Source organism: Tritonibacter scottomollicae (assembly GCF_032924845.1).
In the GTDB taxonomy this organism is placed as follows: domain Bacteria; phylum Pseudomonadota; class Alphaproteobacteria; order Rhodobacterales; family Rhodobacteraceae; genus Epibacterium; species Epibacterium scottomollicae.
The window spans coordinates 2,122,691-2,137,473 of sequence record NZ_CP136704.1; the positions used below are offsets into that span (position 1 = coordinate 2,122,691).

At 62.3% G+C, this 14,783-nt stretch carries 13 protein-coding genes and 1 tRNA gene; 7 read left to right on the forward strand and 7 right to left on the reverse strand.

Annotated features, from left to right (window positions below; all coding sequences use genetic code 11):
• Positions 1-2: 2 nt before the first annotated feature.
• From nadC to nadA, 3 genes are read right to left on the reverse strand one after another with little or no spacing between them, the layout of a single operon-like run.
• Positions 3-851 (reverse strand): carboxylating nicotinate-nucleotide diphosphorylase, encoded by an 849-nt coding sequence (gene nadC, locus R1T40_RS10805; RefSeq protein ID WP_317384097.1) that lies wholly within the window; start codon positions 849-851, stop codon positions 3-5.
• Positions 848-2,443 (reverse strand): L-aspartate oxidase, encoded by a 1,596-nt coding sequence (locus R1T40_RS10810; protein WP_317384098.1) that lies wholly within the window; start codon positions 2,441-2,443, stop codon positions 848-850. Before R1T40_RS10810 ends, nadC begins: the two co-directional genes overlap by 4 nt.
• A 7-nt stretch (positions 2,444-2,450) precedes the next feature.
• Positions 2,451-3,506, reverse strand: a complete 1,056-nt coding sequence (nadA, locus tag R1T40_RS10815) for a quinolinate synthase NadA (RefSeq protein WP_317384099.1) — start codon at positions 3,504-3,506, stop codon at positions 2,451-2,453.
• 314 nt (positions 3,507-3,820) lie between these two features.
• On the opposite strand from nadA, the gene R1T40_RS10820 reads away from it, so the two are divergent.
• Genes R1T40_RS10820 through R1T40_RS10830 form a run of 3 tightly spaced genes read left to right on the forward strand, consistent with a single transcriptional unit; the run spans position 3,821 to position 7,367 of the window.
• Entirely contained in the window at positions 3,821-5,020 is a 1,200-nt protein-coding gene (locus R1T40_RS10820; RefSeq protein WP_317384100.1) for an ABC transporter substrate-binding protein, read from the forward strand.
• A 24-nt stretch (positions 5,021-5,044) separates the two neighbouring features.
• Positions 5,045-6,730, forward strand: a complete 1,686-nt coding sequence (locus tag R1T40_RS10825) for an ABC transporter permease (RefSeq protein WP_317384101.1) — start codon at positions 5,045-5,047, stop codon at positions 6,728-6,730.
• A complete protein-coding gene (locus R1T40_RS10830) occupies positions 6,723-7,367 on the forward strand; it encodes an ATP-binding cassette domain-containing protein (RefSeq protein ID WP_317384102.1) in 645 nt (214 codons plus the stop codon). The genes R1T40_RS10825 and R1T40_RS10830 overlap by 8 nt, the downstream gene beginning before the upstream one ends.
• Positions 7,368-7,454: 87 nt before the next feature.
• Here the strand turns inward: R1T40_RS10830 and R1T40_RS10835 are convergent.
• Both R1T40_RS10835 and R1T40_RS10840 read right to left on the reverse strand, forming a co-directional pair.
• Positions 7,455-7,541 (reverse strand) — tRNA-Leu (locus R1T40_RS10835).
• Positions 7,542-7,695: 154 nt separating this feature from the next.
• Positions 7,696-9,318, reverse strand: coding sequence for a peptidoglycan-binding domain-containing protein (locus R1T40_RS10840; RefSeq protein ID WP_317384103.1), 1,623 nt, complete (start codon positions 9,316-9,318; stop codon positions 7,696-7,698).
• A 124-nt stretch (positions 9,319-9,442) separates the two neighbouring features.
• Here R1T40_RS10840 and lipB point away from each other — a divergent pair, with 124 nt between their 5' ends.
• Positions 9,443-10,129 carry a lipoyl(octanoyl) transferase LipB gene (gene lipB, locus R1T40_RS10845; RefSeq protein ID WP_317384104.1) on the forward strand — a complete coding sequence of 229 codons (687 nt, stop codon included), beginning with the start codon at positions 9,443-9,445 and terminating at the stop codon, positions 10,127-10,129.
• Positions 10,130-10,152: 23 nt separating this feature from the next.
• Here the strand turns inward: lipB and R1T40_RS10850 are convergent, their stop codons facing one another.
• Positions 10,153-10,686: a DUF2306 domain-containing protein gene (locus tag R1T40_RS10850; RefSeq protein ID WP_317384105.1), complete on the reverse strand. Its 534-nt coding sequence runs from the start codon at positions 10,684-10,686 to the stop codon at positions 10,153-10,155.
• A gap of 141 nt (positions 10,687-10,827) precedes the next feature.
• On the opposite strand from R1T40_RS10850, the gene R1T40_RS10855 reads away from it, so the two are divergent.
• Entirely contained in the window at positions 10,828-11,625 is a 798-nt protein-coding gene (locus R1T40_RS10855; protein WP_317384106.1) for a LytTR family DNA-binding domain-containing protein, read from the forward strand.
• Between the two features lie 53 nt (positions 11,626-11,678).
• Here R1T40_RS10855 and R1T40_RS10860 read toward each other — a convergent pair whose 3' ends face one another.
• A complete protein-coding gene (locus tag R1T40_RS10860; RefSeq protein WP_317384107.1) occupies positions 11,679-12,095 on the reverse strand; it encodes an HIT family protein in 417 nt (138 codons plus the stop codon).
• Positions 12,096-12,385: 290 nt separating this feature from the next.
• On the opposite strand from R1T40_RS10860, the gene R1T40_RS10865 reads away from it, so the two are divergent.
• Positions 12,386-14,044: a cytochrome c oxidase subunit I gene (locus tag R1T40_RS10865; protein WP_106162122.1), complete on the forward strand. Its 1,659-nt coding sequence runs from the start codon at positions 12,386-12,388 to the stop codon at positions 14,042-14,044.
• Between the two features lie 164 nt (positions 14,045-14,208).
• On the forward strand, positions 14,209-14,733 hold the full coding sequence (locus R1T40_RS10870) for a DUF2244 domain-containing protein (protein ID WP_317384108.1): 525 nt from the start codon (positions 14,209-14,211) through the stop codon (positions 14,731-14,733).
• Positions 14,734-14,783 lie beyond the last annotated feature (50 nt).

The following is a 14,783-nucleotide window of genomic DNA, read 5'->3' on the forward strand; positions in this document are numbered from 1 at the left end:
TTTTAGAAATCCAAGCCCAGATCCACCGTGCGCGCCGAATGCGTAAGCGCCCCCGAGGAAATATAGTCCACCCCCGTGGCCGCAATCGCCGCCACCGTGTCGCGTTTGACGTTGCCGCTGGCCTCCAGCGCCAGACGTCCCGCGTTGATCTCCACTGCCTCGCGCAGCTGATCCGGCGTCATATTGTCCAAGAGCACCACAGAGGCACCGCCGACCTCTAGCACCTCGCGCAGCTGATCCAGCGTGTCCACTTCGATTTCCACCGCCATCATATGGCTGGCATGCGCCTTGGTGGCGTCCAGTACCGCGCGGATACCGCCCGCAGCGGCGATGTGGTTGTCCTTGATGAGGATCGCATCCGAGAGCGAATAGCGGTGATTGAAGCCACCGCCATGCAACACTGCGAGCTTTTCCACCATGCGCAGGCCGGGCGTGGTCTTGCGGGTACAGGTGATGCGCGCCTCGGTGCCGCGCGTCTCAGCCACCATGGCCGCTGTCAGGGTTGCGATCCCAGTCAAGCGGCCCGCAAAGTTCAACGCCACCCGTTCGCCCATCAGGATCGAGGCTGCCTTGCCCTCGATCTCCATCAGCACATCGCCGGGCTGACAAGCGGCCCCATCTGCAACGAGGGTGTTCACCCGCAGGTTTGCATCGACCAACCGGAACGCCAGCGCCGCCACCTGCATGCCGGAGACCACGGCCTCCTCGCGGGCGCGCAGACGGGCGGAATAGGTCACATCGTCCGGGATAACCGCGCGAGTGGTCACATCGCCATAAGAGCCGAGGTCTTCCATCAGGGCGGATTTGACCAAGGGCTCAAGGATCAGGTCAGGCAAAGTGGCAAAGCTCATGGGGTCTCCGGGTGGGGTAAAGGCGCTTCAAGCAAGCTGTCGCGCAGCGTCTTGGCCGCATCCCAGGTCAGGCGGGAGCGGTGCGCGAGCGCGGGCAAGGTTTCGGGGAAATCGGACCGCTCATGCGCGCCACGGCTTTCTTCGCGCAGCAATGCGGCGGCGGCGATCATGGTGGCGGCGGTGCAGATGTTTTGAAAGCTCTCGCAGGTGGGCTGTTTGGCGCAAAGGGCCGCAATCTCGCGCAGTGCTGTGCGCAGCCCATCCGCGTTGCGCACAACACCAACATTGCGGGTCATGCATTGGCGCAGGGATGCCACAAGCGCAGGATCAGCCCCCTCGCCGCCGGGGTTCAACTCAAGATGAACCGGCGCGGCCTCTTGGGTTTTCCCCTGCGCTCGTGCAACATCCTCTGCCGCGCGACGGGCATAGACCAGCGCCTCCAAGAGACCATTGGAGGCCAGACGATTGGCACCATGCAGCCCCGTCGAGGCACATTCACCACAGGCCCAGAGGCCGGACAGCGAGCTGCGCCCGTCCAGATCGGTGGCAATGCCGCCCATATGGTAATGCGCGGCGGCGGCCACCGGGATCGGCTCCTGTGTGGGGTCGATGCCATTGCGCGCGCAGGCACTGCTGACCGCCGGGAACAGCGTGGTGATGTCCGCGCCGATTGCAGCCCGCGTATCCAGAAGTGGGCGCTTGCCCGCCTGCGACTGCGCAAAGATCGCCCGCGCGACCACATCGCGCGGCGCAAGCTCCGCGTCGGGATGTTCGTCCAGCATGAACCGCGCGCCGGCGGCATTCACAAGGATCGCGCCCTCACCGCGCAACGCCTCGGTGGCCAGCGGGGCCGGGTCCTCGCCCACATCCATCGCCGTGGGGTGGAACTGTACGAATTCCGCATCGGCAATCTCGGCACCGGCGCGGGCGGCCATACCAAGCGCCTGCCCTCGGATGCGTGGAGGGTTGGTGGTGATCGCATAAAGCCCGGCGCTGCCGCCGCCAGCCATCAAGACAGCACTGCCACGCAGTAGCACCGCAGCTGATCCTTCTGGCGCTGACGAAACAAGCCGCACGCCGGTGACGGTGCCATCGCGGACCTCCAGCCCTTCGGCCATCACCCCTTCGATCACCTGGATCGAGGGCGTCGCGCGGACCCGTTCGATGAGCGCGCGCATGATCTCGGCCCCGGCCTGATCGCCCTTCACCCGCACCACGCGGGCAAAACTATGCGCCGCCTCGCGCGACATCACATAGCCGCCGTCCTCGGTGCGATCAAAGGGCGCGCCAAGCGTGGTGAGGTCAAGGATATGTTCGCGCGCCTCGCGGGTGACCAATGCGGCGACCTCGGCATCCACGGTGCCAGCACCGGCGCGGGTGGTATCAATGGCATGCGCCTCGGGGCTATCGCCCGCATCCATCGCCGCCGCCACGCCGCCCTGCGCCCAGGCCGAGCTTGCCCCCTGCCCCAACGGATCAGGCGAGATCATCACCACCGGGCGCGGTGCCAGCGTCAATGCCGCGTAAAGCGCCCCCAGCCCAGCGCCGATGATGACGATGCGATCACTGTGGACTGCTTCCAAGCCCTCCATGCGCCTCTCAGATGCCCAGCTTGCGCGACAGGTCGATCATCGCCTGTACCGCGTGGCGGGCCTTTGCAGCCATGACCGGCTCGACCTCGACCTGACCCTCCATGGAGTGCAGCGACCAGAGCACCTTCTCCAGCGTGATCTTCTTCATGAAGGGGCACATGTTGCAGGGGCCGACAAATTCGACCTCCGGCAGCTCGTCGGCGATGTTGGACGCCATCGAACATTCGGTGATCAGCAGCGCCTTTTCCGGCTTTTCGTCGGTAACATATTTCAGGATGCCGCTGGTGGAGCCGGAGAAATCGGCCTCTGCCACCACGTCCGGCGGGCATTCCGGGTGGGCGATCAGCCGGGTGCCCGGGTTCCATTCGCGGAAATCGCGCAGGTCCTTGGCGGAATACTGCTCGTGTACGATGCAGGAACCTTCCCACCAGACCACCTTCTTGTGCGGCACATCACGGGCCACGTTCTGCGCCAAATACTGGTCCGGCGTCATGATGACCGTGTCACTCTCCATCGCGCCAACGATCTGCGCCGCGTTAGACGACGTGCAGCAGATGTCGGAGGCGGCTTTCACCTCAGCGGTGGTGTTCACATAGGTGACCACCGGCGCGCCCGGATAGCGGCGGCGCATCTCCTCGACCCCTTCGGCGGTGATCGACTCCGCGAGGCTGCAGCCGGCTTCCATGTCGGGGATCAGCACCGTCTTGGAGGGGCTAAGGATCTTCGACGTCTCGGCCATGAAATGCACGCCGCATTGCACGATCACATCGGCCTCCACCTCGGTGGCCTTAATCGCCAGCTGCAGGCTGTCACCGACAAAATCGGAGATCCCGTGATAGATCTCCGGCGTCATGTAATTATGGCCGAGGATCACAGCATTGCGTTTCGCCTTCAGCTCGTTGATCGCTTTGACGTATGGCGCGTAGAGCACCCAGTCGACGGGCGAGACAACGCGCGACATGCTCTGATAGATATCAGACATGGACTCGGCGAGTTCGGGGTTCGGAGTGAGATCGTAGTGCTGGGACAACTCGTTCCGCAGCACGGGAATATCGAGCGACATGGCTGGGTTTTCCCCTCGTCTGGTCGCGGGCCGCCTGCAGACCGTGGCGGCACCGAAAAGGAGGACGCCGCACGCCGGGAGCATACGCGTCCAATCAGGCCTCGCAGGTCGCAGCGCGAGTATGTGCGACCGTGCATAGCGTCAGGGGCAGTGGCGTGCAAGCGTCACACCTCGTACCGATACACCTGACGTCACATTTCCGTCATACCCATGGACGCGACGGCGCGGATCGCGCAATCAGAGCAAGACTGCGATGGCTGCGACACCCGCGTTCAGCCAATCTTGCCCCACGTTTGTCTCAGAAGAGGACTGTCATGAAACGCATGTTGTCACTTGCCCTTGCCTTGGCTCCGCTGACGGCCTTGGCCACCCCGGACCCGACGGACTGGGATGCCGTTGCTGCGCAGGCTGAGGGACAGACCGTGCACTGGCATGCGTGGGGAGGCTCGACCGCGACCAATGACTTCATCAGCTGGGTCGGAACGCGCCTGGCCGAGGACTATGACGTTACCCTGACCCATGTGAAACTGGAAAACACCGCTGATGCTGTCACCCGTGTTTTGACGGAGAAATCCGCTGGGCAGGACACGGACGGCGCGGTGGATCTGATCTGGATCAATGGCGCGAATTTTGCGGCGATGAAGGACGCAGACCTGTTGTTCGGCCCCTACGCCGAAGCGCTGCCGAACTGGAAATTCGCCGATACCGATGGCAAGACCCTGCAACATGACTTCACCGTGGCGACCGAAGGGTACGAGTCCCCCTGGGCGATGGCGCAAGTGGTGTTCATGCACGATACGGCCGACCTGCCCGAGCGCCTTGGCTCGATGCCGGAGCTTTTGGATTGGGCGCGCGCGCATCCCGGCCGCTTCACCTATCCGCAGCCGCCGGATTTCCTTGGCACGACCTTCCTGAAACAGGCACTGGTGGATCTGAGCACGGACCCGAAGGCCCTATCGCAGCCCGTGAGCGAGGAAACCTACACCGAGATGACTGCCCCGCTGTGGGAGTTCCTGGAAGAGCTGACGCCGCTGTTGTGGCGTGAGGGACGGGCCTATCCGCAGAGCGGACCTCGCCAGCTGCAACTGATGAACGATGATGAAATCGACCTGGCGATTTCCTTCAGCCCTGGCGAGGCCAGCACGGCCATCGCCAATTTCCAGCTGCCGGAAAGCGTGCGCACCTTTGTTTTGGACAAGGGCACCATCGGCAATGCGTCCTTCGTGGCGATCCCCTACAACTCTGACTCTAAGGCGGCGGCCATGGTGGTGGCAAACTTTCTGATGTCGCCCGAAGCTCAACTCAAGGCGCAGGATCCGGCAGTTCTGGGCTACGGCACCGTGCTTGATATCAATGCCCTCTCGGTTCACGATCGCGCGGCCTTCCGCACGCTGGACCTGGGTGTCGCCACCCTCTCGCCCGAAGATCTTGGCGTTGTGCAGGCCGAACCGCACCCAAGCTGGATGACCCGGATCGCAGAAGACTGGGTGGCCCGCTACGGTGTCGGCAACTGATGCCGCGCCGGACCTGACCTTACAATGCGCCTGCCTCCTGCGCTGCCGCTGCTGACGGTCCTTGCCCTTCTGGGCCCGGTCGCGGCAGGTCTATGGGGGACCTTCAGCGCTGGTTTTGGTCACTTTCCGGTCGCCGGCCTGAACGGCCCATCCCTCGCGCCTTTTCAAACCCTCTGGGCCTGGCCCGGATTGCAGACCTCGGTCCGCCTCAGCCTGGCAACCGGCATCTTGGCAACTGTGGTCTCCTTGGCGATCACCGTGCTTTTGCTGGCAGGCTGGACCGGAACGCGCCCCTTTCGGGCGCTCCTGCGCATGCTCTCACCGCTGCTTTCGGTGCCACACGCTGCCGCCGCCTTTGGCCTTCTGTTCCTGATCCAACCCTCCGGCTGGTTGGTGCGGGCGGTCAGCCCCTGGCTGAGTGGATGGGATCGCCCGCCCGACGTCCTGCTGGTGCAGGACCCACTGGGGCTGGCCCTGATGATCGGACTGGTGGTGAAAGAAGTGCCGTTCCTGCTGCTGATCAGCCTGGCGGCTCTGGGTCAAATCGACAGCACCGGACGCATGCAGGTGGCGACCGCGCTGGGCTACGGACGCATTCGGGGCTGGATCCTGGGTGTCTTTCCGGCGCTCTATGCCCGCATCCGACTGCCGGTCTACGTGGTGCTGGCCTATTCGATGTCCGTCGTCGATGTTGCCGTCATCCTCGGCCCCAATACGCCGCCCTCGCTGTCGGTACAGATCGTCCGCTGGATGGCCGAGCCCGATCTTGTTCAGCGCACCACCGCCTCCGCGGCTGCGATCCTGCAGTTGGGACTGGTCGTTCTAGCCCTGCTGCTGTGGCGCGGAGCCGAGCAGATGATTGCGATCACCGCCCGCCGCATCGCCTATTCCGGCGCACGCGGGCAGCGTGAGGCTGGCCTGCGCGTGATCGGCCTCAGCTTCGGGACACTCTCGGTCGGTGCAGTGTTGGCCGGGCTTGCCGGACTTCTGGTCTGGTCGTTTGCCGCCCGGTGGAGCTTTCCCGATGTGCTTCCCGACGGGCTGAGCCTGCGCAACTGGCAACGCAATGGCCCAGCCGCATGGCAGACCCTCGGGACCACTTTTGTCATTGCCCTCGCAGCGACGCTATCGGGGTTGGTCCTGACACTCGGCTGCCTGGAAACCGAAGAGCGATACCATTGGCGCCTGACAGAAAAAGGCCTGTGGCTCCTGTATTTACCGCTGTTGATCCCGCAAACGGCCTTTCTGCCGGGCATGCAGACCCTGCTCCTGCAGATCGGAGTGGACCGTACCCTTTGGGCGGTGGTTCTGGCGCATATGGTGTTTGTACTGCCCTATCTGCGGCTGTCGCTCGAAGGTCCGTACAAGGCGTGGGATGCCCGTCAGGGCACGATCGCCGCCGCCATGGGCGCCTCGGCCAACCGCATATTCTTCAGACTGCGGCTGCCGATCCTGCTGGCCCCAGTGCTGACCGCTTTTGCTGTGGGAATGGCCGTGTCAGTCGGGCAATATCTGCCGACACTGCTTGTCGGCGGAGGCCGCGTGCAGACCCTGACAACCGAGGCCGTGGCGCTGGCGGCCGGCGGGGATCGACGCGCCATCGGGGTCTATGGCTTGCTGCAGACTGCGGCGGCCCTGCTGCCTTTTATGATGGCGGTGATTCTGCCACCACTCGTTTGGCGCAACCGAAAGGGGCTGCAGCATGGATGACGGACTTCGGTTAACGGACCTGCGGATCCTGCGGGATGCAGCGCCCATGTTGGAGCTGGACCTGCATGTGCCACCGGCGGCCATCGTCAGCCTCATGGGGCCGTCAGGCGTGGGAAAGTCCACCCTGCTTGCGGCGATTACGGGCCAATTGCCGGCGGATTTTACGCTCAGTGGCGATATCCAGCTGAACGGGCGCCACCTGCGCCCCCTGCCCGCGCAGCTGCGTCGCGTCGGCATCCTCTATCAAGATCACCTGCTGTTTCCGCACCTCAGTGTCGGGGGCAATCTGGCGTTCGGCCTATCGCCTGAAGTTCCACGAAAACAGCGCCGCGCTCGGGTCGAGGCTGCCTTGCACGATATTGGCCTCGACGGCTATCACCACCGCGATCCAGAGACGCTTTCAGGCGGCCAGAAGGCGCGGGTTGCGATGATGCGCATGCTGCTTTCAAACCCGGACCTCTTGCTGCTGGACGAGCCTTTTTCGCGACTCGACAAGGCGCTACGGGACCAGATGCGCCAACTGGTCTTCGCCTTCGCCCGAGATCGTGATCTGCCAGTGCTGCTTGTCACCCATGACGCGGAAGATGCGCAGGCGGCTGGTGGCCCAGTTATCCAACTGACTCAGATCAGCCGATAGGCGAGGGTCAAAGACCAAATCCAGGCTAGCGTCTCATGATTTGGATTTTGAGACGGTAGAATGTTTTCAACATCGTCTGTTGAAAAATGGTGCGGTCGAGAAGACTCGAACTTCCACGGGTGTTACCCCACAGCGACCTCAACGCTGCGCGTCTACCAATTCCGCCACGACCGCACTGTCTATGACTTGGTGAAGGGGCGTATAAAACAGCCCCCCAGGGATGTGAAGAGGGAAAACACAAATTTCGCGAGTTTTCTTCTCTCTCAACGAAAATGCTCCGGCGCGCGGCACCGGAGCATTCCTAACACGTTGAAGCAGGGGCTTATTCTCAGTTGTTGCTGCCAAACGTCGGCAACGCCGCACCACCGCTCGACGCCTGAACCGGCTTGGGCAAGCCAGGTTGCGTCAGACCCGTCGATGCGGCCTTTACCAACGCCACCCGCTCCGGTTGGCCGGGCGCAAATACCGGCTCGGCGCCGCTTTCCAAGGCGGTCACAGCAGCCTGATACCAGCCCTGCGCACGATTGAAATCGACCGAAGAGCCGAAACCAAGCGCCAGATGGTGACCAATCAGCTCCGCATAGGGTTGTTGACCAAGGCCGACCAACAACAGGCTTGCGCCAAGGGCCACATCCATATTGTCGCGACGGTAGCCGGAGAACAGGCAGATTTGAGCGGTGTTCTTCAACTGCTCGACCGACATGTTCGACTGCAGAACAAACTTCTGCATGCTCGCCGCCACGGCAGAGCTGTCGCCGCTGGACAGCTGCGCCACATAGGGCTTCAGCGCGGGACCAAACTGATCACATTGCGCATCCACCTGCGCCGAGGTCACCCCCTGCAGGGAGGCCACAAGTGTCTCGCCATTGTTGATGGCATAGGACCGGGCCAGGCAGAACTGTTCGCCCAAAGCCAATTCCGGGTCGGTGATGCTGGACACGGTCATGTAACCGCCATTGGAGCTGGTCAGCAGGCTGACCTTGCTGCAGTGACTGGTCAGCGAGGCCACCGGTGCGGCGGGCGTCGCGAACAGCTGGATGCCACTGAGGCCGCTCTGGCTGCCGCCGGAGGCCAGCACCGTACCACCCTGCGGGATCGGTGCGGTTGGGACCGGCTGCGGTGCAGGTGCCGCGGCAAGCGTCGTGCCTTGGGCCTCGGTGCGATCACACTCGCCACGGGTACAGGTGAAATCTGCGGTGGTGATGTTGCCCGCGGTGAAGTCATTCCGCTCATAGCCCTGCGGCGTGGAGGCAAAGACCATCACGGTACAGGATGCGCCGCCGCTGTTGCACCAATAGGGGATCCCGGCGGCCGACGTGTCGATCAGGTAGTCGTTGCGACCATCGTCGTTCAAATCCGCCAGCTGCATGAACCCGGTGCGCTGCAACAGCTGGTCGCCGGTTGGATCCCCGGCGGCGGCGATCTCATCAACCGCATTGGAAACCTCAATCGGCAGGCCCGCGTAGCCGAATCCCCCACTATTGCCAGCCGGTGCACCGTGCCAGACCTTGAGGATCGAACGAATGCCCTGCGGGCTCTGCATCGCTTTGGCGACCTGCGTGCCCCCGGTCAGTGCCCGGTTGTAGGATGTCACAAGATAGTCGCGCTCATACTGGGTCAGGTTGCCGCTTTGCGGGAACCCCATGAACATCTGATACTGTCGCGTCGCCTCGCGAGAGCGACGGCCCAGGACGCCATCCGGTGTGCCCGCCGAAAAACCAAAGTAATTCAGGGCAGTCTGGGTTTCTCGGTTGTGCGCGCGCGTCGCGCTGCTGACCGAAGACGAACGCACGACTGTGCGCCTTTTGTTCTTGTTGACCTCGTTGACGATGACGCCCCCAAGCAGGCCGCCGACCAGCGCCGCGCCAAGGTTGTCTGCCACAGCGGGGGCCGCTGCAGTGGTTGTCAGGAGTGAAGCCGCAGTAATGGCTCGCAGGAAACTGGATCTCATGGAATAATACCTCGCAAACAACCCCAAGGGCACTTATGTGGAAACCAGAATACCACACACTTTGCTCTTTTCGAGTCGGGTATTTTCAGCAAGACAAAGAAAAGATGAATGAGGAGCGGACAAGATGGTCCAGTGGATAACCTCGGACGCGCAGGTTTCATACGAAGAGGCAACTGCGTTCATGGAAGCGCGCGCCGAGGCGATCGCCCGTGGCGAGGCGGAGGAATGCATCTGGTTGCTGGAACATCCGCCGCTTTATACCGCTGGCACCTCGGCCCGGATCGAGGATCTGACCGATCCTGACCGCTTTCCCGTGCACACCACCAAGCGCGGCGGCCAGTACACCTATCACGGCCCCGGCCAGCGGGTGATCTATGTGATGCTGAACGTCGCCGAACGCGGCAAGGACGTGCGCTGTTTCGTGCGCCAGCTGGAACGCTGGGTGATCCTGGCGCTGGAGGAATTCAACGTCACAGGCCACATCCGCGATGGCCGGGTTGGTGTCTGGGTGGAACGCCCGGACAAGCCGCTGAGTGCCAGCGGCAACGTGACTGAGGACAAGATCGCAGCCATCGGCATTCGCCTGCGCAAATGGGTCAGCTTTCACGGCATATCGATCAACGTGGAGCCAGAGCTAAGCCATTTCGACGGCATTGTACCGTGCGGCATCACCGAGCATGGCGTCACCAGTCTGGTCGACCTTGGCCTGCCGGTCACAATGGACGATGTCGATGTGGCCCTGCGTCGGACGTTCGAGGTGGCCTTTGAAACCGACACCATGCCAACCTGCCCCGTCAACGCCAACGCCTGAGCAGATGCCCAGAGCGGCCTGTGCTACTGGGTCGTCGCCTGCCCCCGGTCTGATCGTTGGTCCGCGCGCTGGCCTGACTGCTGGCCTGAGCGTCTGAACCGCCACATGGCGATTGCGGTAAACACGGCCGCCGCCAACATCAGCCCAAGCCAGGGCGTGTCGGCGAAGAAGGTATTGGAAAATCGCCGCCCCGGCAGGAAAATCAACACCATCGGCACGCCGAGACCACCGGTCGCCAGATTGCGCAGCGCCTTGCGATGCGCCTCGACATCGCCCCGCCGGATCGCGCGGATCGCATACCAAAGCGACCAGAGCGTCAGCACCGCCAACGCGTGCAGGGGACTGAACCAGCCGGTGCCGGAAATATTGGAAATCCCAAAGGCCGACAGCGCCGTCACCGCCATGAACGTGACCCAAAAGTAGCCGCAGACCTTGTGCAGACGACCCCGGCGTTGGCGCCAGAGCACCATCGGCGTCAGCGCCAGCGCGCTCAGCGCCGCGGTGACGTGGATCATCAGGACGGGAGGGGCATCGGAAAAGAGAGAAATACTTGCCAAAACGCGCAGCTTTCCTGTTTTCTGACCGCGCAGCGGCCAATAGGGTCCAAGACTATGGACCTGCCAGACAGGCCCGCCCCCTCCCTGCCCGCGCAAGATAGCGATGGGCCATATTGCATTCGCAGACGGAGCCCGAACTTCGTGGAAAACAGCCTCTGGCAACTCGCGAAGCGTGAACTGCACGCGGTCCTGACCAATCGCAGCATATGGGTCGGCGCCACCGCCACCGGTCTTGTGCTCGGGTTCGCCGCCCCATTTGGCACCCATGATGATATCAGCCTATTGCCGCGCCTGATCTACTGGACGGTTGTGGTGCAGGTGACGCTGATGACGGGAACGCTGATCGCAAGCCTGCTCAACCCGGGCGCGGATCGCCTGCCGCACTACCGATGGCTCGGCATTGCCGGTGTGGGCGGCGTGATCGGCATCTGTGTTAGTCTGGAGGTTCTGGCCTTGAACTGGCTCAGCTTCGGCCTCTCTCCCTTCAGGCCCGCCTACGCGGTATCGCTCACTGTGAATGCGCTGGCGATTTCGATCATCGTGAACCTCGCCGCGTCATGGCTGTCTCCGTCAGTTGAGACAGGCGACACCGGCAGCGAAGGGTCGACACCGAAGGACAGCACCGTGGAAGGGCCCGCCCTGCTCGCCCGCCTGCCCTTTGACAAGCGCGGAACACTGCTGTCGATGACAGTTCAGGATCATTACGTAGAGGTGACCACCACATCCGGCACCGAAATGCTCTTGATGCGCTTCAGCGATGCGATGCAGGAGGCCGGCGCCGGATTGCAGGTTCACCGATCACATTGGGTGGCCGAAAATGCGGTGGTCAAGGCCGAACGCAGCGGATCGGCGGCCCGGCTGACCACAGCAGACGGGCGCGACCTTCCGGTCTCACGCCGTTATCTGCCGGACCTGCGCAAGCGTGGGCTCTTGTCCTGATCCCCTGCCGCGCAGAGCCGTGAGGGTGCGGTCCCCGGGTTGAGACAGATCGCTCAGAGCGCCGCCCGGATCTTCTCCGCATGTGCGGCAATCGCTTCCATGTCGCCCATCTGACCGGGGGCGCGGGGCGCAACACCCTCATGGCGGGGCAGGACGTGGAAATGCAGGTGAAAGACCTCCTGCCCGCCAGCGGCCTCATTGAATTGCTGGATCGTCACCCCATCGGCCTCAAAGGCCAGCTTGCTGGCCTGCGCCAGCTTCTGAACCGTGCGGATCACTGCCTCCAACTGCGCGGGGCTGGCATCGAGCACATTGCGGCAAGGGGTTTTCGGGATCACCAGCAAATGCCCATCAACACGTGGCATGATATCCATGAACGCGAGGGTCTCGTCGTCCTCATAGACTTGGGTCGACGGAATCTCACCGCGCAGAATCTTCGCAAAGATATTTTCTGGATCATAAGCGCTCATATTGGGCAGTCTCCGTATGCCGGGCAGGTTCCAGAGGTGTTGCAGGCAACCATGCCGTGGTCAAGCCACCTGGGCTGCGCCACATGTCTGCGTCAGGATCGCTTGCCTGTCGCCTTGTCACCAAACCCCGTGAGACGCGCAAAAAACGCAAGGGGGCGCGACAATTAATCTTGATCCAGATCAAACTCGGCCATTGAAGGGCACGGCATGCCGCTCTAAAAACAAATCGAGATCAGGACCGCTGGGAATCCCCGTGCGGTCACTGAGAGGTATTAACAGGAGGCACCCAAATGGCAGACGCAGCCATTCAAGGTCACGGCCACGAGGACGAGCGGAGTTTCTTTACCCGCTGGTTCATGAGCACGAACCACAAGGATATTGGTATCCTTTACCTGATCGTTTCGGCGCTCACCGGCTTCATTTCCGTCGCATTCACCGTCTACATGCGACTGGAACTTATGGATCCCGGTGTTCAGTACATGTGTCTGGAAGGCTTTGCCTCCGACCCCTGTACCCCGAACGGCCATCTCTGGAACGTGCTGATCACCGGCCACGGTATCTTGATGATGTTCTTTGTGGTCATCCCGGCGCTGTTCGGCGGGTTTGGCAACTACTTCATGCCGTTGCAGATCGGTGCGCCGGACATGGCGTTCCCGCGGATGAACAACCTGTCCTTCTGGATGTATGTTGCCGGTACCGCACTGGCGGTCTCCTCCGTCTTTGCACCGGGTGGTAACAACCAGCTCGGCTCCGGTGTGGGCTGGGTGCTCTACCCGCCGCTTTCGGTGAAGGAAGGCGGCTTCTCGATGGATCTGGCGATCTTCGCCGTGCACGTCTCCGGTGCTTCCTCGATCCTCGGCGCGATCAACATGATCACAACCTTCCTGAACATGCGTGCCCCGGGCATGACCCTGTTCAAGGTGCCGCTGTTCTCCTGGTCGATCTTCGTCACCTCCTGGCTGATCCTTCTGTCGCTGCCGGTTCTGGCCGGCGCCATCACCATGCTCCTGATGGACCGCAACTTCGGGTTCACCTTCTTTGATCCCGCAGGCGGTGGTGACCCGATCCTGTATCAGCACATCCTTTGGTTCTTCGGCCACCCGGAAGTGTACATCGTGATCCTGCCGGGCTTCGGCATCATCTCCCACGTGATTGCAACCTTCGCGCGCAAGCCGGTGTTCGGCTACCTGCCGATGGTCTGGGCGATCATCGCGATCGGTGTTCTGGGCTTCGTCGTCTGGGCGCACCACATGTACACCGTCGGCATGAGCCTCAACCAACAGGCCTACTTCATGCTGGCCACGATGGTCATTGCGGTTCCAACCGGCGTGAAGGTGTTCTCCTGGATCGCAACCATGTGGGGCGGCTCCATCTCCTTTGAAGCGCCCATGATGTTTGCCTTCGGCTTCCTCTTCCTGTTCACCGTTGGTGGTGTGACCGGTGTGGTTCTGTCCCAGGCTGCCGTGGACCGCGCCTATCACGACACTTACTACGTGGTGGCACACTTCCACTACGTGATGTCGCTGGGCGCCGTGTTTGCGATCTTCTCGGGCATCTACTTCTACTTCGGCAAGATGACCGGCCGTCAGTACAATGAGCTGGGCGCACAGATTCACTTCTGGATGTTCTTCATCGGCGCGAACCTGACCTTCTTCCCCCAGCACTTCCTGGGTCGTCAGGGCATGCCGCGTCGCTACATCGACTATCCCGAAGGCTTTGCCTACTGGAACAAGATCTCGTCCTATGGCGCGTTCCTGTCCTTTGCGTCCTTCATCCTGTTCTTCGGTGTGGTGATCTACTCGCTGCTGCGCGGCGCACGTATCACCCAGAACAACTACTGGAATGAATACGCCGACACGCTCGAATGGACCCTGCCCTGCCCACCGCCGGAGCACACCTTCGAGATCCTGCCCAAGCAGGAAGACTGGGACAAAAGCCACTCGCACTAAGCGACGCTTGATCTGAGAAAAGAAAACGCCCCGGAGCCCAGGCTTCGGGGCGTTTTCTGTATCCAAGGTGCGAGTGACGCGAACCGATCCGCGAATTGTGCGGTGTCTCGGGATTGTGCACAGTCCGCTCTCGACTTGGCGGGGCATCGGGATAATATGGCCCCATGCCATACAACTGGATCCAACCGCCCAGCGACGAGGATGGTGAGCTGCACCTCTGGCCACATCAGTCGCTCAACCCCGAAGGCTACGTTCGCTTTATCGGGGTCACCGCTGCATTGATCACGGTCCCGCTGCTGCCGCTGATGGGCTCGGCGGTCTTCTGGGGGCTGATTCCATTTCTGCTGCTCGCCCTGTTTGGCATGAAATACGCACTCGATCAGAATCGACGCAATGCGCAGGTGTTGGAGATCCTGCACCTCGGCGCACAGGAGGCGGAGCTGACTCGTCGCGACGGACGCGGGCAGGAGCAATCCTGGCGCTGCAACCGCCACTGGACACAGGTGGAGCTGCATGCAGACAAGGGTCCCGTTCCAAACTACGTCACCCTGCGCGGTGCCGGTCGCGAGGTGGAGATCGGTGCGTTCCTGTCAGAAGCTGAGCGCAAGGCGCTTTATGATGACCTGAGCCGAGTGCTGCGCCAGACGACATCCACGCAAACAGCGCCAAAAGAAAACCCCGGCCTCTGACAGAGCACCGGGGGTCTTAATCTCTCAGCAGTATCCGCGCCGCAGGACCG